This is a genomic window from Streptomyces sp. NBC_00250 (genome assembly GCF_036192275.1).
Classification (GTDB): Bacteria; Actinomycetota; Actinomycetes; order Streptomycetales; family Streptomycetaceae; genus Streptomyces.
The window spans coordinates 3,084,487-3,100,494 of sequence record NZ_CP108088.1 but is presented as its reverse complement, the minus strand read 5'-3'; the positions used below and the strand labels follow the sequence as shown (position 1 = coordinate 3,100,494).

The 16,008-nt window shown below is 72.6% G+C and carries 17 protein-coding genes; 7 read left to right on the top strand and 10 right to left on the bottom strand.

Annotated features, from left to right (window positions below; all coding sequences use genetic code 11):
- Positions 1-10: 10 nt before the first annotated feature.
- Both OG259_RS13685 and OG259_RS13680 read right to left on the bottom strand, forming a co-directional pair.
- Positions 11-664 carry a response regulator gene (locus OG259_RS13685; RefSeq protein ID WP_266896705.1) on the bottom strand — a complete coding sequence of 218 codons (654 nt, stop codon included), beginning with the start codon at positions 662-664 and terminating at the stop codon, positions 11-13.
- Positions 661-1,857 (bottom strand): sensor histidine kinase, encoded by a 1,197-nt coding sequence (locus tag OG259_RS13680; protein WP_328942523.1) that lies wholly within the window; start codon positions 1,855-1,857, stop codon positions 661-663. The genes OG259_RS13685 and OG259_RS13680 overlap by 4 nt, the downstream gene beginning before the upstream one ends.
- A gap of 152 nt (positions 1,858-2,009) precedes the next feature.
- Between OG259_RS13680 and OG259_RS13675 the strand changes: the two genes are divergently transcribed.
- Positions 2,010-2,630 (top strand): hypothetical protein, encoded by a 621-nt coding sequence (locus OG259_RS13675; RefSeq protein ID WP_328942522.1) that lies wholly within the window; start codon positions 2,010-2,012, stop codon positions 2,628-2,630.
- On the opposite strand, the gene OG259_RS13670 is transcribed toward OG259_RS13675, so the two are convergent.
- Genes OG259_RS13670 through OG259_RS13660 form a run of 3 tightly spaced genes read right to left on the bottom strand, consistent with a single transcriptional unit; the run spans position 2,550 to position 4,692 of the window.
- Positions 2,550-3,122, bottom strand: coding sequence for a cob(I)yrinic acid a,c-diamide adenosyltransferase (locus OG259_RS13670; protein WP_187622544.1), 573 nt, complete (start codon positions 3,120-3,122; stop codon positions 2,550-2,552). The genes OG259_RS13675 and OG259_RS13670 overlap by 81 nt on opposite strands.
- A gap of 13 nt (positions 3,123-3,135) precedes the next feature.
- Complete coding sequence (locus OG259_RS13665; protein ID WP_328942521.1) at positions 3,136-3,885, bottom strand: ABC transporter permease; 750 nt, start codon at positions 3,883-3,885, stop codon at positions 3,136-3,138.
- Between the two features lie 33 nt (positions 3,886-3,918).
- On the bottom strand, positions 3,919-4,692 hold the full coding sequence (locus tag OG259_RS13660; protein ID WP_328942520.1) for an ABC transporter ATP-binding protein: 774 nt from the start codon (positions 4,690-4,692) through the stop codon (positions 3,919-3,921).
- Between the two features lie 89 nt (positions 4,693-4,781).
- On the opposite strand from OG259_RS13660, the gene OG259_RS13655 reads away from it, so the two are divergent.
- Positions 4,782-5,420, top strand: a complete 639-nt coding sequence (locus OG259_RS13655; RefSeq protein WP_328942519.1) for a TetR/AcrR family transcriptional regulator — start codon at positions 4,782-4,784, stop codon at positions 5,418-5,420.
- Positions 5,421-5,525: 105 nt separating this feature from the next.
- On the opposite strand, the gene OG259_RS13650 is transcribed toward OG259_RS13655, so the two are convergent.
- From OG259_RS13650 to OG259_RS13640, 3 genes are read right to left on the bottom strand one after another with little or no spacing between them, the layout of a single operon-like run.
- Positions 5,526-6,686 (bottom strand): cysteine desulfurase family protein, encoded by a 1,161-nt coding sequence (locus OG259_RS13650; RefSeq protein WP_328942518.1) that lies wholly within the window; start codon positions 6,684-6,686, stop codon positions 5,526-5,528.
- A 50-nt stretch (positions 6,687-6,736) separates the two neighbouring features.
- Complete coding sequence (locus OG259_RS13645) at positions 6,737-7,504, bottom strand: hypothetical protein (RefSeq protein WP_328942517.1); 768 nt, start codon at positions 7,502-7,504, stop codon at positions 6,737-6,739.
- Positions 7,501-8,433, bottom strand: a complete 933-nt coding sequence (locus OG259_RS13640; RefSeq protein WP_328942516.1) for an EamA family transporter — start codon at positions 8,431-8,433, stop codon at positions 7,501-7,503. Before OG259_RS13640 ends, OG259_RS13645 begins: the two co-directional genes overlap by 4 nt.
- Positions 8,434-8,665: 232 nt before the next feature.
- Between OG259_RS13640 and OG259_RS13635 the strand changes: the two genes are divergently transcribed.
- The 3 genes from OG259_RS13635 (at position 8,666) to OG259_RS13625 (ending at position 12,858) form a co-directional block, all read left to right on the top strand.
- A complete protein-coding gene (locus OG259_RS13635; RefSeq protein ID WP_328942515.1) occupies positions 8,666-9,514 on the top strand; it encodes a 3-hydroxyacyl-CoA dehydrogenase family protein in 849 nt (282 codons plus the stop codon).
- A gap of 126 nt (positions 9,515-9,640) precedes the next feature.
- A complete protein-coding gene (locus OG259_RS13630) occupies positions 9,641-9,964 on the top strand; it encodes an STAS domain-containing protein (protein WP_015036221.1) in 324 nt (107 codons plus the stop codon).
- A 221-nt stretch (positions 9,965-10,185) separates the two neighbouring features.
- Positions 10,186-12,858, top strand: coding sequence for an ATP-binding protein (locus tag OG259_RS13625; protein ID WP_328942514.1), 2,673 nt, complete (start codon positions 10,186-10,188; stop codon positions 12,856-12,858).
- Between the two features lie 99 nt (positions 12,859-12,957).
- On the opposite strand, the gene nucS is transcribed toward OG259_RS13625, so the two are convergent.
- On the bottom strand, positions 12,958-13,629 hold the full coding sequence (nucS, locus tag OG259_RS13620; RefSeq protein WP_328942513.1) for an endonuclease NucS: 672 nt from the start codon (positions 13,627-13,629) through the stop codon (positions 12,958-12,960).
- A gap of 250 nt (positions 13,630-13,879) precedes the next feature.
- On the opposite strand from nucS, the gene OG259_RS13615 reads away from it, so the two are divergent.
- Complete coding sequence (locus OG259_RS13615; RefSeq protein WP_266896733.1) at positions 13,880-14,272, top strand: SCO5389 family protein; 393 nt, start codon at positions 13,880-13,882, stop codon at positions 14,270-14,272.
- A gap of 165 nt (positions 14,273-14,437) precedes the next feature.
- Here the strand turns inward: OG259_RS13615 and OG259_RS13610 are convergent, their stop codons facing one another.
- The gene (locus OG259_RS13610; RefSeq protein ID WP_328942512.1) at positions 14,438-15,472 is read right to left on the bottom strand and encodes an LLM class flavin-dependent oxidoreductase; all 1,035 of its coding nucleotides are present in this window, start codon (positions 15,470-15,472) and stop codon (positions 14,438-14,440) included.
- Positions 15,473-15,671: 199 nt separating this feature from the next.
- On the opposite strand from OG259_RS13610, the gene OG259_RS13605 reads away from it, so the two are divergent.
- Positions 15,672-16,001, top strand: a complete 330-nt coding sequence (locus OG259_RS13605) for an ATP/GTP-binding protein (RefSeq protein WP_266896737.1) — start codon at positions 15,672-15,674, stop codon at positions 15,999-16,001.
- Positions 16,002-16,008 lie beyond the last annotated feature (7 nt).

Sequence of the window (16,008 nt, the reverse complement as noted above, 5' to 3'; positions counted from 1 at the left end):
CGATGTCCCCCTAGACGCCCAACTCCTGTGCTAGCACGGCCGCTTGAACCCTGCTCCGCAGCGCCAGCTTCCCCAGCACCTTGCTGACGTGGGTCTTCACCGTCGCCTCCGCCATGTCCAGCCGGACGGCGATCTCCGCGTTCGACAGACCCTCGCCGAGCGTCGACAGCACCTCCCGCTCCCGGGGCGTCAGCGCGTCGAGCACGGCCGGGTCCGTCCCCGCCGTCGCCCGCACCGGACGGCCCGTCGACGCGAACTCCGCGATCAGCCGCCGGGTCACCGCCGGGGCGATCAGACCCTCGCCGCGCGCCACCGTCCGTACCGCCTCGATCAGTTCCCGCGCGTCCGCGTTCTTCAGCAGGAAACCCGACGCCCCCGCCCGCAGCGCCCCGAAGACGTACGCGTCGATGTCGAAGGTCGTCAGGACCAGCACATCGGCGAGACCCTCCGACACGACGATCCCGGTCGCCGTCACCCCGTCCATCCGGGGCATCTGCACATCCATCAGGACCAGATCCGGCCGCAGTTCGCGGGCCAGCTCCACCGCCCGCTCGCCGTCCGCCGCCTCCCCGACCACCTCGATGTCCGGTGCGCTGCCCAGGATGAGGACAAGCCCCGCCCGTACCGCGGACTGGTCCTCGGCGACCACCACCCGCACTGTCATGCCCGCTCCTCGTCACTCGCGTCCATGGGCAGTTCCGCCCTGACCCGCCACTGTTTCCGGCCTTCGCGGTCCGTCGTCGGACCCGCCTCGAACTCGCCGCCGAGCAGGTCCACCCGCTCCCGCATCCCCACCAGGCCCGCCCCCGAACCGGGCGCGGTCGGCCCGGGGCGTTCCCCCGACGGACTCGTCACCTCGACCGTAAGGGCTCTGCGTTCGCGGCCGAGCACCACCCTGACCTCGCCGGGTGCCGCGTGCTTGAGCGCGTTCGTCAGGGACTCCTGCACGATCCGGTACGCGGCCAGTTCCACCGGCGCCGGAAGACCCGCCGCCGTGTCCCGGGTGTCCTCCAGGACGAGGACGAGACCGCTCGGCCGGGCGTTCGTCCGTGCCTGTTCGACCAGGGCGTCCAGACCCGCGAGGGTGGGCGCGGCGGCCGGCTCCGTGTCCCCGCTGCTGTCCCGCAGGAGTCCGATGAGCCGTCGCATCTCCGACAGGCCCGCCACGCTGTTCTCCCGGATGACGGTCAGCGCCTGCCGGGTGGTGGCCGCTTCGTCGATCGAGAGCGCCGCCGTGGAGTGGATCGCGATCGCCGAGAGGTGGTTCGCGACCATGTCGTGCAGCTCGCGCGCCATCCGGGCCCGCTCGGCCACCACGGCCTGCGCCCGGTCCATCTCGGCGAGCAACGCCGTCTGTTCGGCCCGGAGGCGGGCGGCCTCCGCGACCTCCCGGTGGTTGCGCACGACGGCACCGGTCATGGCGGGCATGAAGGAGATCATCGCGCTGATCACCCCGATGAGCAGGGCGATCGCGTTCTGCCACCAGACGAGGAAGCCGACCGTCATCGCGACCGAGATCAGCCCCGTGGTGTACGGGACGCGTCGGGCCGAGGTGGGAGGGCCGTACACCACGGACGCGTAGACCACGTCCGTGAACATCAGGACCGTGGCCAGGTTCCCGTTGGTGAACTGGTCGGCGACGATCGCGAGAGTGCCGACGTTCAGAGCCGTCCGCGGCATCGTCCGGCGTACCGCCTCCGTCGCCGCCATCACCGCGAGCGGGATCAGCGGCGCCCACCGCTGGTCGAGGACGCGGTCGCCGGTCGTGTAGAGACCGAAGGACCACAGGAGCAGCCCGGTGGCGAACCCGGCGAGGGCGATGAGCAGATCGAAGCGGTGCGGGCGGGGGAGTGTCACGGACTCATCCAACACGCCCGTACCCGCCCTGACCTCCTCGTCCGGGCCGATCCGTCCCTCCGTCGAAGGATGTACGCGGACGTCGTCACCGGCGACGACGAATCCGGCCGGATCCCACGAGACGCTGAAGGGGAACCGAAAGGGGAACCGCTGTGATCGTCACGCTGATCGTCATCTGCGAGGTCGGCTTCTGGGTCCTGCTGGCCGCCGGCCTCGCCACCCGCTACCTCCTGAAGATGCCCCGGACGGGTATCGCGCTGCTGCTCGCCGAGCCGCTCCTGGAGGTTCTGCTCCTCGTCGTCACCGCGATCGATCTCAAGAACGGCGCCGACCCCAGCTGGAAGCACGGCCTCGCCGCCCTCTACATCGGCTACACCGTCGGCCACGGCCACCGCACCGTGAAGTGGCTCGACGGCCACGCCGCCCACCGCTTCGGCGGGGCGCCCCCGCCGCCGAAGCCGCCGAAGTACGGGATGGCCCGCGCCCGCCACGAGGGTGCGGTCTGGGTCGGCTCGGCGGTCGCCGCGGCCGTCGCCTCGGTCCTGCTGCTCCTGGCCGCCTGGTACGTCGGCGACGACGGCGACACCGACGGGCTGTACGGCTGGATCTTCGTCGCCTGGCGGGCGGCGGGCATCCACGGCCTGATCGCGCTCACCTACGCGATCTGGCCGAAGAAGGCCCCGGTGAACGAGTCAGCGGTCCCCGCCCGGGACCCAGAGCACGTCCCCGACCTCCTTGTTCGCGGTGCGCGCAAGGATGAAGAGCAGGTCTGACAGGCGGTTGAGGTACGTGGCGGTCAGGGCGTTCATCGTCTCGCCGTGCACCTCCAGGGCCGCCCAGGTGGAGCGCTCCGCCCGCCGGACCACCGTGCACGCCTGGTGCAGCAGCGCTGCCCCGGGCGTGCCGCCCGGCAGGATGAAGGAGCGCAGCTTGTCGAGCTGCTCCAGGAAGAGGTCGCAGTCGGCCTCCAGCTTGTCGACGTACGACTGCTCGACCCGCAGCGGCGGGTACTTCGGGTCCTCCACCACCGGCGTGCAGAGGTCCGCGCCCACGTCGAAGAGGTCGTTCTGGACCCGGACGAGGACCTTCACGACCTCCGCGTCGAGCTGCCCGAGGGCGATCGCCGTACCGATGGCGGCGTTGGCCTCGTTGGCGTCGGCGTAGGCCGAGATCCGCAGATCCGTCTTGGCGGTCCTGCTCATGTCGCCGAGAGCCGTCGTGCCCTGGTCGCCGGTACGGGTGTAGATGCGCGTCAGATTGACCATGGGACCAGCCTAGTTAGGCGATGGCCTTCTGGAACGTCCGTGTGCCGACCGTCACGGCGAGTGCCGCGATCCCGAGGGCGACGAGCACCCCGTACAGCAGCGTCGGTGTCGTGTAGTGGCCGATGTACGCCTCCCGGACCGCGTCCACCAGATGGCGGAACGGCATCAGGCGCGAGAGCACGTCCAACCAGCCGGGGGCGAGGGTCATCGGCAGCATCAGGCCCGACAGCAGCATCGCCGGCATCGCGAGCGTGTTGATCGCGGGTCCGAACTCCTGCGGGGTCCGCAGCTTCAGGGCGAGTGCGTACGAGAGCGAGGCCAGCGCCACCGACAGGAGGGCGACGAAGCCGAAGCCGATCAGGATGCCGCCGAGCGGGGCCCTGAGGCCCATCGGCAGGGCGGCCAGGACGAGCAGTACCGCCTGGAAGACGAAGAGCGCGGCGTCCCGCAGGACCCGGCCGAGCAGCAGGGCGAGCCGGCTCACCGGGGTGACCCGCATGCGGTCGAAGACGCCCCAGTTCTTCTCCATGATGATCGAGAAACCAGCGAACGAGGCGCCGAAGAGCCCGAGTTGGAGCAGCAGGCCGGGGACGAGGATCTGCCAGGAGTCGCCCTTGCCGCCGAGTGGGAGTCCGGTGAGCAGCGGTCCGAAGAGGAGCAGGTAGAGCAGCGGCATCAGGGCGCCGAAGAAGATCTGGAACGGGGAGCGCAGGGTCTGGCGGGCGTAGCGCCCGAAGAGGAGAGCGGTGTCGTGGAGAAGCATCGGATGTCCTAGGGGACTGAGTGGCCAGGGGGCTTAGACCGCTACGGGGGTGGTGTCGACGGGGGCCGGGCCGCGTCCGGTGACGGCCAGGAAGGCGTCCTGGAGGGTGGCCGCGCCATGGGCGGCCTTGAGGGCGGCGGGGGTGTCCTCGGCGACGACCGTGCCCTTGTCGACGACGACCAGCCGGTCGGCGAGGGTGTCGGCCTCGTCCAGGTAGTGGGTGGTGAGGACGACGGTGGTGCCGTGCTCGTCGCGCAGCCGTCGCACCAGGGCCCAGAGGTCGGCGCGGCTGCCGGGGTCCAGGCCGGTCGTCGGTTCGTCGAGGAAGAGGATCTCCGGCCGGTGGGTGAGCCCCATCGCGAGGTCGAGCCGACGGCGCTGGCCGCCGGAGAGTGCCGGGGTCCTCCGGTCGAGGAGTTCGGTGAGCCCGAGGTCGGCCGCGAGTTCCTCGGCGCGGGCCGCCGCGTCGGCCCGGTTCATGCCGTAGAGCCGGCCCTGGAGGACCAGCTCGGAGCGGACGGTCTCCTGGGGGTCGAGGCCGCCGGACTGGGCGACGTATCCGATGCGGCGGCGGACGGCGGCGGGGTCCCGTACGAGGTCGTGGCCGGCGACGGTGGCGGCGCCGCCGGTGGGCGGGAGGAGCGTGGTGAGCATCCGGAGGGTGGTGGTCTTGCCGGCCCCGTTGGGTCCGAGCAGTCCGACGATCTCGCCGGGCCGGACGGTGAGGTCGATCCCGCGGACGGCCTGGACGGGGCCGTTCCTGGTGGCGAAGGTCCGGGCGAGCCCGGCCGTGTTGATGATGGGCATGGCGACTACAAAAACAGAGTCACTGAAATTTTGCAACGTCTCCAAAATTTCAGAGCCACTGAAATTTCAGGGAGCCTAGGATGAGGGGCATGGCCGAGGGACTCAGGGAACGTAAGAAGCGCGAGACGAAGCAGCGGATCTCGGACATCGCGACCGGGCTCTTCCTGGAGCACGGCTTCGTCCACGTCACCGTCGCGGACGTCGCCGAGGCGGCGGACGTCTCCGTCAACACCGTCTACAACTACTTCCCGGCCAAGGAGGACCTCTTCCTCGACCGGATGGACGGCGTCACCCAGCGCCTCGCCCGGATGATCCGAGGCCGCGACCGGGGGGAGTCCGCCGCGCGCGCCGTCCTGCGCGAACTCCGCCAGGACATCGGGGCGGTGTCACCCGCGTACGGGCTCATGGACGGCTTCGACGCCTTCATGAACGTCATCGAGCACGCCCCCACGCTCAAGGCCCGGCTCTTCCACGTCCAGCAGCAGGTCCACGACGCCGTCGTCGCCACCCTCCGCGAGGAGACCGGCGCGCCTGCCGAGGACCCGCTGCCGCTGCTGGTCGGGGGGCAGCTCGCCTGGATCGAGAGCACCGTCGTCGGCTACATCACCCGCGAGATGACCGACGGAGGCAAGGCGACCACCGTCTCCCGCGAGGCCCTCGTGCTCCTCGACGAGATCGAGGAGCTGCTGAGCGAGAAGGTGCTGACCTACGCGGTGCGCGAGGGCTGACGGACCACCCTGACCGGCGCCGACGGTGACTCCGCGGGCCGGCGCCGACGGTGACGCCGCGGGCCGGGGTGATGCCTACGCCGTGTGCGCCCGCCGGGGTGGCGCCTACGCCGTGTGCGCCTGGCGGCGGACGGCCACCGCCGCCAGCGCGTGGGCCGCGCGGACCGCGTCCGCCTCCGTCGTGAAACGGCCGAACGAGATCCGGACACTGCCCCGGATCCGCTCCGGCGGGAGCCCGATCGCCGCCAGGACGTGCGAGGGCTCCTGGGCCGAGCTGTTGCAGGCCGAACCCGTCGAGACGGCCAGATCGGCGACCTCCAGGAGCAGCTGCTGCGCGTCCACGCCCGGGAAGGAGAGATTCACGGCGTGCGGCAGGAAACCAGGACCCGTACCGCTGTTGAGCTCGTACGGGACGAGGCCGGCGAGCTCGGACAGGAACAGCGCCCGCAGCCCCGCGAGCCGTACCGCCTCCTCCTCCCGGCCCGCCGCGAGGACGCCGACGGCCGCGCCGAGACCGATGACCGCGGCGGTGTTGAGGGTGCCCGCGCGCAGCCCCCGCTCCTGGCCGCCACCGTGCAGCAGCGGCACCAGCGGCGCCCGGTCCGAGAGCCGGTGGGAGACGTAGAGGACGCCGACGCCCTTGGGGCCGTAGATCTTGTGCCCGGAGAAGGTCAGCAGGTCGACGCCGAGCGCCCGTACGTCCACCGGCAGCGAGCCCACCCCCTGGGTCGCGTCGCAGTGCAGCGGGACGCCCGCCGTCCGGGTCAGCGCGCCGATCTCGGCGACCGGCTGGATCGTGGAGACCTCGTTGTTGGCGAGCATCACGGAGACGAGCGCGGTGTCCGGCCGCAGCGCCGCCGCCACCTGCTCCGGGTCGACCCGGCCCGCGCCGTCGACCGGCAGCACCGTCACCTCGTGGCCCGCCTCCCGCAGCGAACGGCAGGTGTCGAGCACGGACTTGTGCTCCACCGCGGTCGTCACCACATGACGGGCCGTGCCGGGGCCGAGGGCGGGTGGGACGACCCCTTTGATCGCGAGGTTGTTGCCCTCCGTCGCCCCGGAGGTGAAGCAGATCTCGCTGCGTCCCGCCCCGATGAGCCGGGCGACCGCCCCGCGCGCCCGCTCGACCTCGCGGAAGGCGCGGATGCCGGCGGCGTGCGGGCTGGACGGGTTGGCGTAACAGTGGACGGCGGCGAACTGCATCGCCTCGACGACCGCCGGGTCCGCAGGGGTGGTCGCCTGGTGGTCGAGATAGATCGTGGACATGCCGGTTCTCTTCCTCTTCCGCTGTGACGGGTGATCAGAAGTCGGTGCTGTCAGAAGTCGTACGCCGTGTAGGTCAGGGCCAGCGGATCGGCGCAGGACGGATCGGCGAAGACGAGCACGATCTCCTCCTCGGGCGTGCCGTGCGTCCGGAAGTAGATCTCGGCGCCCTTGGTCACCTTGTCCCGGTCGGCGAGCGAGTTGATGTCGACGACATGGCGGTGCGCGCAGTCGGGGAAGGCCCGCCGCAGTCGGGCGAAGTAGCGGGCGAAGTACTCGGCGACGATCAGCGGGCAGCGCGGTACGACGTGGTCGTCCTCGACGACTCCGGCGAGCACCTTCTCGTACTGGCGGGAACGGAAGACGATCTCGTCGCCGTCGCGGGTGAACAGCGGCTGGGCGGCGGGGTCGCGCAGCCACCGTTTCATCGACCGGGCGGCGCGATTGCGCAGGTTCCGCTCGCGGGTGACGGTGAAGGAGATCCCGGCCTCGGCGGCCGAGGCGGTGAGCGGGGAGAGGTCGGTCTCCTCGGAGCCGGCGGCCGGCAGCGTGCAGACGTCGGTGGAACAGGACATGCCCAGGTCGTTGACGATGACGTCGTAGAGCACCTTGTTGCCCCGGTGCAGCCGGCGCGCGGCCGCGCCGGTCTCCTGCGCGAGGGCGAAGGAGTTGAGCGAGAAGGCGCCGATGCCGGCGGCCGTGTCGAAGTAGCCGCCCGCGACGAGGACCGCCGAGCGGGAGGTGGTGGAGACGGTCTCCAGGAGGGGTGCGACGCGGGGCGGCGGGCTCGTACGGCTCCGGGAGGTGGGCAGGGTGGTCATGAGTGCACTCCGTTCTTCCGGGACGGGGATCGATCGGACGGTGCGGTGGAGGTGTCGGGTGGTCCGGCTTCGGTGGGCGTGCCCGCGGCGGCCCGGCCCGTGCCGACGGCCGCGCCCACCACGCAGAGCACGGCCGCCCACTGGAGCCACGACAGGCGCTCACCGAGCAGGGCGAGCCCCACCAGGGCCGCGATGACCGGCTCCACCGTGGAGAGGACGGCGAAGACCCGCGGCGGCATCCGGCGCAGCGCGGCGAACTCCAGCGAGAACGGCACCACGGTCGTGAGGACCGCCACCGCGAGCGCGGCCGCGAGCACCCCGGGATCTAGGAGGACGTCCGGGGAGGGAAGGCCGAGCACCGGGGCGGTGGGCAGGGCGAGGACGGCGGCCACGGTGAGGCCGAGGGCCAGGCCCGAGCCGCCGGGGACGGCCCTGCCGACCCGGGCCCCGAGCAGGATGTAGCCGGTGAGCGCTGCTCCGGTGAGCAGGCTCGCGGCCAGGCCGACCGGGTCGTCCATGCCTTTCGTGCCGCCGAGGGCGAGCAGGCCGAGGCCCGCGAGTGCCACCCGGAGGCGGTCGAGCGCGCGGCGTGAGGTGAGGGCGGCGAGCAGCAGGGGGCCGCTGAACTCCAGCGTCACCACGACTCCGAGGGGGAGCCGTGAGGTCGCCTCGTAGAACGAGAACTGCATCACGGCGAAGACGGCTCCGTAGGGCAGCAGCAGCCGCCAGTGGGTGCGCAGCAGCCGGGGCGCGGGCCGGGAGAGCAGACAGAGCAGGGCGGCGGCGATGAGCAGCCGCAACAGGGTGGCGCCGGTCGGGCCGGTCTGTTCGAAGAGCCGTTTCGCGAAGGCGGAGCCGAACTGGAGGCTGACCATGCCGGTCAGCAGGAGCAGCGGGGCGGGGACGGCCCCCAGGGCGTACGGACGCATGACGACAGCTCCTCCCGGGTGACGGCCGACCGGACCAGTGCGCTCGACCATATACCCCCCATGGGTATGTGGCGACCGTGGAGGTGCCCGAACGGGGCGCTGAGAGGTGCTGCGAGTGTGACGTCCGTCAAAGAGGGCGTGACGCGCATTACTTCACGGTCACATGGCGGCTCCAGACCGCTAATCTCCGCCGGAGAGTCAGAAGTGAACAGGCGTTGAGGGGTGGAACATCGTGGCCAGGAAGCTCGCCGTCATCGGGGCCGGACTCATGGGGTCCGGCATCGCGCAGGTCTCGGCACAGGCGGGCTGGGACGTCGTCCTGCGTGACGTCACCGACGCCGCCCTCACCCGCGGCACCGACGGCATCAAGGCGTCGTACGACCGGTTCGTCGCCAAGGGCAAGCTGGACGCCGCCGACGCCGAAGCCGCGCTCGGCCGGATCACCGCCACCACCGAGCTGGAGGCCGTCGCCGACGCCGACATCGTCGTCGAGGCCGTCTTCGAGAACCTCGACGTCAAGCACGAGATCTTCCGCTCGCTCGACAAGGTCGTGAAGGACGGTGCCGTCCTCGCCTCCAACACCTCCGCGATCCCGATCACCAAGATCGCCGCGGTGACCGAGCGCCCCGAGTCCGTCGTCGGCGTCCACTTCTTCTCGCCGGTCCCGATGATGCAGCTCGTCGAGCTCGTCCGCGGCTACAAGACCAGCGACGAGACCCTCGCCGCCGCCCGGGAGTTCGCCGAGTCCGTCGGCAAGACCTGCATCGTCGTCAACCGCGACGTCGCCGGCTTCGTCACCACCCGCCTCATCTCGGCCCTCGTCGTCGAGGCCGCCAAGCTCCACGAGTCCGGCGTCGCCACCGCAGAGGACATCGACATCGCCTGCAAGCTGGGCTTCGGCCACGCCATGGGCCCGCTCGCCACCGCCGACCTCACCGGCATCGACATCCTGGTGAACGCGGCCAACAACATCTACACCGAGTCCCAGGACGAGAAGTTCGCGGTGCCCGAAGCGATGCGCCGGATGGTGGACGCGGGTGACATCGGCCGCAAGAGCGGGCAGGGCTTCTACAAGTACTGAGCCGTACCCGCCACCCCGCCTCACCCCGTGGGGTGAATTTCGGTATCGGTTCGCTGACAAGGCGCAACGTATCTGCCGGTGCGGCAGTCAGTTGTTGCGAAGACGGAGCACTCTCGGGGAGCGCATATGCACATCAGGGGCGACCATGTCGAGCTGGTCGTCGGGGGCCGCCTCGACGTCCGGAGCGCGGCGGACGCCCGTACGGTCCTGCACTCGGCCGTCGACGACGGAGTCGGCGACCTGGTGCTCGACCTGACCGGCCTCGACTCCTGGGACGCGACCGGGCTCGGCGTCATCATGGGCGCCCACCGGCGCGCGGGCCGCTGCGGCCGGCGACTCGTCCTGCGCGGGGTGCCGCCCCAGATGCAGCGGCTCCTCGTCGCCACCAAGCTGCACCGCATCCTCGCCATCGAGGGCGGCCTCGCCCTGGAGTCCCTGCCCCGGGTGTGACGCCCGGGGCCGCCGGGAGTGTGAAGCAGCCGTGTGAAGCAGCCGTGTGAAGCAGGTGTGTGAACCAGGCGTCACGCTCAATCCTCACAAGACCGTGACGTCTTGGTCTCCGGGGCACCCCACCTGTTCCCGAGCGCCTGACCACGGTCTAGGGTTCGGTCGCCTGCACATTGACGGACCCACCCGGCGGGCACCGGACACCGCTCTTGGGGGCTTGGACCATGGACCCGATCAACCGGGGACCGGAGGAGTACGGACACGACGCCGAAGGCGACGACGTCCGCCAGGGACGCGGCACGCCCGCGCCCGCACCCGCGCGTGCCCGCGTCGTCCGGCTCGTCTCCGGCGACCTGCTCGTCACCGTCAACCCGGTCGACGGCAGCGAGATCGAACCCTGCCCGCCCGGACAGGAACCCGCGGCCCCCCGCCCCCTCACCGCCGAGGAGCGGACCGAGGCCGACCGCGCCGCGGCCCCGGCCGTCCCGCCGGGACCGGCCGCACCCGAGCTGCCCCTCCTCGAACGCCACGAGGAGCGCGAGCGCCTCGTCGCCGTCCTCGGCCGCGGCCGCTCCGCCCGCCTGACCGGCCCCGCCGGATCCGGCCGCACCGCCCTCCTCGACGCGGTCGCAGCCGACTGCGCCGGCCTCGCACCCGACGGAGTCGTCCGGCTCTCCGGCCACCACCGCACCCCCGCCGAACTCCTCCACGAGCTGTTCGCCGCCGTCCGGCACGCCCCCGACCACCGGCCCGGCCGGGCCCTGCTCCTCGACCGGCTCCGCGAGATCGGCGCCGTCGTGGTCGTCGACGACCTGGAGTTCGGCGGCGCCGCCCTCGACGAGCTCCTCGCCGCCGCCCCCGAATGCGCCTTCCTGCTCGCCGCGGGACCCGACGTCCCGGCCCCCTCGGCCGACGCCCACGTCGAGGACCTCCACCTCGCGGGCCTCGGCCGCGGCGCCGCCCTCAAGCTCCTGGAGAGCGCCGTCGGCCGCACCCTCACCGACGACGAGGCCAACTGGGCCGGCGACCTGTGGTTCGAGTCCGAGGGCCTGCCGCTGCGCTTCGTCCAGGCCGGCGCCCTGCTCCGCCAGCGCGACCGGCTCCGCGTCACCCCCGCCGAGTTCGACGCCTTCGGCGCCCTCGAAGAGGCCTTCGGGCCGACCGACCCCGACGCGGCCGCGGCCGTCGCCGCGGCGGCCTTCGACGGAATCGACGACCCCGACGTCGAACTGCGCGAGATACCCCTGCCCAGCCTCGGCGAGGGCGCAGCCCCCGCCGCCCTGCTCGCCTCCCGACTCAGCCGCTCCGCCCAGACCGCCCTGCGCTTCGCCGTCGCCCTCGGCGGCGAGGTCCCGCACCAGGCCCATCTGCCGGCCCTCGTCGGCGACACCCACGCCGACGCCGCCCTCGGCGAGCTCATGGCCTGCGGCCTGCTCTCCCCGGTCGGCTCCCGCTACCGGCTCGCCGCCGGGGTGCTCACCCAGCTCCTCGCCCAGGGGTACGGGCCCGACGAGGCCGCCGCCGACCGCGCCCACACCGCCGCCCAGCACTACGCCTGGTGGGCGGCCCATCCCTCCGTCACCCCCGAGCGGGCCGCCGCCGAGTCCGACGCCCTCCTCGCCTCCCTCACCGTCCTGGTCACCGGCACCGGAGGCACCCCCGAGGCCGTCGCCGAGCACCGCGCCACCGCCGTGCTGCTCGCCCGCGCCGCCGCCCCCGCCTTCGCCGCCGGACTGCACTGGGGCGCCTGGGAGCGGGCCCTGCGCGCCGGCCAGGAGGCCGCCCGGCTCACCGGCGAGGTCGCCGAGGAGGCCTACTTCCACCACGAGCTGGGCGTCCTCGCCCTGTGCGCCGGAAACCTGGAGCGGGCCCGCGCCGAGCTGGAGGCCTCCATCGGCATGCGCGGGGTGCTCGCCGACAAGCGCGGCACCGTCGCCGGCCGGCGGGCGCTCGCCCTCGTCGCCGACCTCGCCGGGGAGCACACCGCCCCGGCCCGCGCCGAGGAGCCCGTCTCGCCGCCGCGCGGCACGCCGGCCCTGCGCGGCCCCGCCCGCAGACCGGCCCCCGAGCCCGCCACCGCGCCGCTGCCGGGCGGAGCCGCACGGCCGGCCCCGCTGACCGGCGGTCCCGGACGGGGTCCGGCGCAGGCCCCGATCCCGGCGTTCCCCGACTTCGCCGACGAGGGCCCGACCCTCATCACCCGCCCCGACACCGTCGACGGCGGGGGCCGCCCGAGCCTCAAGGGCGGCATCCTCGACGGCGCGCGCCGCAACCTCGCCGCCGTCGGCGCGGGCGCGCTCCTCGTCGCCGTCCTCGGCACCGTCGTGACCCTCGGCGCCACCTCCGGCAACGGCGAGGACCCGGCCACCAACCGCGTCACCTCCGACAGCACCGCCACCGAAGGCGCCACCGACGACGGCATCGACGGCGAGGAGCAGCCGGCCGACGGCGAGGCGGGGGAGCCCGGCGAGACGGGCAAGGCCACCCGCTCCGACTCCCCGAGCCCCTCCGCCTCCGGAAGCGCCTCCACGTCGGACCCCTCGGACCCGTCGAGCTCGGGCACCCCGGGCGGCTCCGGCACCCCGTCGACCTCGGACAGCCCGACGACGACCACACCGCCCACCACCACGACGGCCCCGCCGACGGGCCCGACGAACACGACCACCCGGCCGCCGCGGCCCACGACGACGTCCCCGAAGCCGCCGACCACCACGACGCCGCCGGTGACCCCGCCCACGACCACGCCGCCGGTGACTCCGCCGACCACCACCCCGCCGACGACTCCGCCGACCACCGCGCCGTCGACGGAGGAGAACAGCCCCAGCATCTCCGCCTCCTCGACCCTCGGCGGCTCGCCGGCCCCCGGTGACACCACCGGCTCCGTCACGCCCGCCTGACGGACGTGACGGAGCCGGAGGGCACCTAAGGAGACGGGGACGGCCCCGGGCGCGTTCACCGCACCCGGGGCCGTCCCCGTACCGCTGCCTTCGCCGTCGTCAGAACAGCCGCAGCTTGTCGTCCTCGATGCCCCGCATCGCGTCGTAGTCCAGGACCACGCAGCCGATCCCGCGGTCCGTCGCCAGGACCCGCGCCTGCGGCTTGATCTCCTGCGCCGCGAACACGCCCCGCACCGGTGCCAGGTGCGGATCGCGGTTGAGCAGCTCCAGGTAGCGGGTCAGCTGCTCGACGCCGTCGATCTCCCCGCGCCGCTTGATCTCCACCGCGACCGTCGCGCCGTCCGAGTCGCGGCACAGGATGTCCACCGGGCCGATCGCGGTCGGGTACTCGCGGCGGATCAGCGTGTAGCCCTCGCCGAGGGTCTCGATCCGGTCGGCGAGCAGCTCCTGGAGGTGCGCCTCGACGCCGTCCTTGATGAGACCCGGGTCCACACCCAGTTCGTGCGAGGAGTCGTGGAGGATCTCCTCCATCGTGATGATCAGTTTCTCGCCCGCTTTGTTGATCACGGTCCAGATGCCTGCCTCACCGTCGGCCCCCTCCTTCAGGGTGCACGGAGGGGACATCCAGTTGAGCGGTTTGTACGCCCGGTCGTCCGCGTGGATGGAGACGCTGCCGTCTGCCTTGATCAGGATCAGACGGGGGGCGGAGGGCAGGTGGGCCGTGAGCCGGCCCGCGTAGTCCACGGAGCAACGGGCAATGACGAGACGCATGGTCGACAACGCTACAAGACGGGCGCTCCTCCGCGCGATTCGGTCATCGGCCGGACACCCTCGGGGCGTGATCCTGAGCCGAACACCCGTCGGTTATCAGCCGGTTGTGTTCCCAATCTCCTGGTGCGGTCAGGACTGCGCGCTTACCGTGGAAGCTGGAGGTCGTCGCCCGTGCACGCTGCGTGGCGGGCGGCCCGGCCTTCGTCCCTGCCCGCAAGACCCCGTCCGCGGGGTCGCGAGAGGAGAACCCATGTCGCTCGACGTCTCACCGGCACTGTTGGAACAGGCCGAGCGAGGCGAGGTCGACGAAGCCGACTTCGTCGACTGCGTCCGGACCTCCCTGCCCTACGCATGGGAGATGATCAGTTCTCTGGTGGCCCAGCTGAAGGTCGACGGCGGAGAGTTCGCCGACAACCAGACGCCGCCGCCGAATGAGCAGGCACGTGGTCAGCTGCTGCGCGCGCTCGCGAGCGACGCCATTCGTGGTGCGCTGCAGCGGCATTTCGGGGTGCGTCTCGCCTTCCAGAACTGCCACCGGGTGGCGGTCTTCCCGCTGGACCCGTCGGTGGACGACCGGCTCGCCCGCTTCACGTCCGTACGGGGGCAGCTGCTCAACCAGTCGCCGGAACTGCGCGACTGCTGAGTCATGGTGCTGCCGCTCCCCATCGCGGGAGACGCGATCGATGCGTGTCGACGCGCATCGCCGCGCGGAGATGCCGGAGCGGCAGCACAGCCCCGCCCTGTCCGCCCGCTGCCCGTGCGGACAGCCCCACCCCCGTCCGTACGGACCGCACCCGTGTCCGTACGGTCAGACGAGCAGCGGCAGGACCTCCGTGCCCAGCCGCCGCACGTTCTCCTCGGTCGCCGCGAGGTCGCCCGTGCCCTCGGCGAGCAGCGCGAAGCGGGTGATGCCGGTGCGCTCCGCCGTCGCCGCGAGCCGGTCCGCCGCGCGCCGGGGCGTGCCCACCGGGTGCAGACCGCACAGCAGCTCCGTGTACGCCACGGGGTCCCGCATCGACCGGTGCCGGCCGTCGACCGTCACATGCGCGTCGAGGCCCTGCTTCAGCCAGCCCGGCATCGCCTTCACCAGCGCCTCCGCCGCGTCCGCCCCCCGGTCCGCGAGCTGCGCCACCCCCGCCGAGACGTGATCGGCCCCGATCCGCGCGATCTCGTCCGGGTCCCGTCCGGCCTCCCGCGCACAGCGCGCCCAGGCCGCGACCATCTCGGCCTTCTCCTCGTCGCCGCAGTGCATTCCGAGCAGCATCGGCAGTCCGCGCTCGGCGGCCAGCCGTACGCTCTTCGGCGAGGTGCAGGCCACCACGACCTCGGGGGCCGCGGCGCCGCCGATCAGCTCGTCGGGACGGGGCACCACCGGTACCTCACGGAAGCCGAATCGTTCTCCCTCGGCGCCCACGCGCGGCTCGGAGAGCCAGCGCAGCAGCAGGTCGAGCGATTCCGGGAAGCCCTGCTCGTACGCGCCGAGGCCCGCGCCGAACACCTCCAGATCCACCCACGGACCGCCCCGGCCCACCCCCAGGGTGAACCTGCCGCCCGAGGTGAGGTGCAGCAGCGCCGCCTGCTCGCCCAGGGCCACCGGGTGGACGGTCGGCAGCACGCTGACCGCCGTGCCCACCCGCAGCCGCTTCGTGCGGCCGAGCAGCAGCGCGGCCAGCGTCACGGCCGAGGGGCAGACCCCGTACGGCACGAAGTGGTGCTCGGCCAGCCAGGCCGATTCGAGACCCGCCTCCTCGGCGACCTCGGCGGTCCGCACCGCCCGGTGCAGGGCCTCACCCTGTCCCTGGCCCGGGAACTGGGCGGCCAGAACGAACGTACCCACGCGCATCGCCTTGTGCCTCCTTTGCGGCCGACGCGTAACTCCCCTCGCACCGGCAACAACGTCTGACACGTGCCAAAGGCAACGGCCGTTCGTTAAGTTCTTGCGATTTTCGGCTAAGCCGTCCCGGGCGGGGCCCGGGGCACCGTATGGCGGCCCGTAGGCTTGACGGAACGGTCCGTGTTCCCAGACCCCGTGAGGTGTGCCCGTGTCCCCGCGCCACAACCGCTCCCGAGGCGGCGAGAAGCCCGAGCAGCAGCAGGGCGACAACGGCGACCGGTACGGCGGCGTGCAGCGCAGCGAGACCTGGCAGGGCGAGGAGTGGTACGTCCGCCTCGTCGCCGGGGCCAGCGCGCCCGGCAAGCGCTACCGCTGCCCCGGTTGCGACCAGGAGATCCCGGGCGGCGCCCCGCACGTGGTCGCCTGGCCCGAGTACGGGGGAGTGGACGACCGGCGCCACTGGCACAAGGCCTGCTGGAACGCCAAGGACCGCCGCACCAGCAGGGTGCAGCGGTCCCGTAACGCGCCGAAGTACTAGGAGTGCC

Bases quoted from the DNA above. Each gene is read 5' to 3' on its own strand.
- OG259_RS13655 (WP_328942519.1), top strand. From the start codon at position 4,782: ATGGCCGAGGGACTCAGGGAACGTAAGAAGCGCGAGACGAAGCAGCGG.
- OG259_RS13630 (WP_015036221.1), top strand. From the start codon at position 9,641: ATGCACATCAGGGGCGACCATGTCGAGCTGGTCGTCGGGGGCCGCCTC.
- OG259_RS13615 (WP_266896733.1), top strand. From the start codon at position 13,880: ATGTCGCTCGACGTCTCACCGGCACTGTTGGAACAGGCCGAGCGAGGC.
- OG259_RS13640 (WP_328942516.1), bottom strand. From the start codon at position 8,433: ATGCGTCCGTACGCCCTGGGGGCCGTCCCCGCCCCGCTGCTCCTGCTG.
- OG259_RS13645 (WP_328942517.1), bottom strand. From the start codon at position 7,504: ATGACCACCCTGCCCACCTCCCGGAGCCGTACGAGCCCGCCGCCCCGC.
- OG259_RS13625 (WP_328942514.1), top strand. From the start codon at position 10,186: ATGGACCCGATCAACCGGGGACCGGAGGAGTACGGACACGACGCCGAA.
- nucS (WP_328942513.1), bottom strand. From the start codon at position 13,629: ATGCGTCTCGTCATTGCCCGTTGCTCCGTGGACTACGCGGGCCGGCTC.
- OG259_RS13660 (WP_328942520.1), bottom strand. From the start codon at position 4,692: ATGCCCATCATCAACACGGCCGGGCTCGCCCGGACCTTCGCCACCAGG.
- OG259_RS13685 (WP_266896705.1), bottom strand. From the start codon at position 664: ATGACAGTGCGGGTGGTGGTCGCCGAGGACCAGTCCGCGGTACGGGCG.
- OG259_RS13665 (WP_328942521.1), bottom strand. From the start codon at position 3,885: ATGCTTCTCCACGACACCGCTCTCCTCTTCGGGCGCTACGCCCGCCAG.
- OG259_RS13670 (WP_187622544.1), bottom strand. From the start codon at position 3,122: ATGGTCAATCTGACGCGCATCTACACCCGTACCGGCGACCAGGGCACG.
- OG259_RS13610 (WP_328942512.1), bottom strand. From the start codon at position 15,472: ATGCGCGTGGGTACGTTCGTTCTGGCCGCCCAGTTCCCGGGCCAGGGA.
- OG259_RS13650 (WP_328942518.1), bottom strand. From the start codon at position 6,686: ATGTCCACGATCTATCTCGACCACCAGGCGACCACCCCTGCGGACCCG.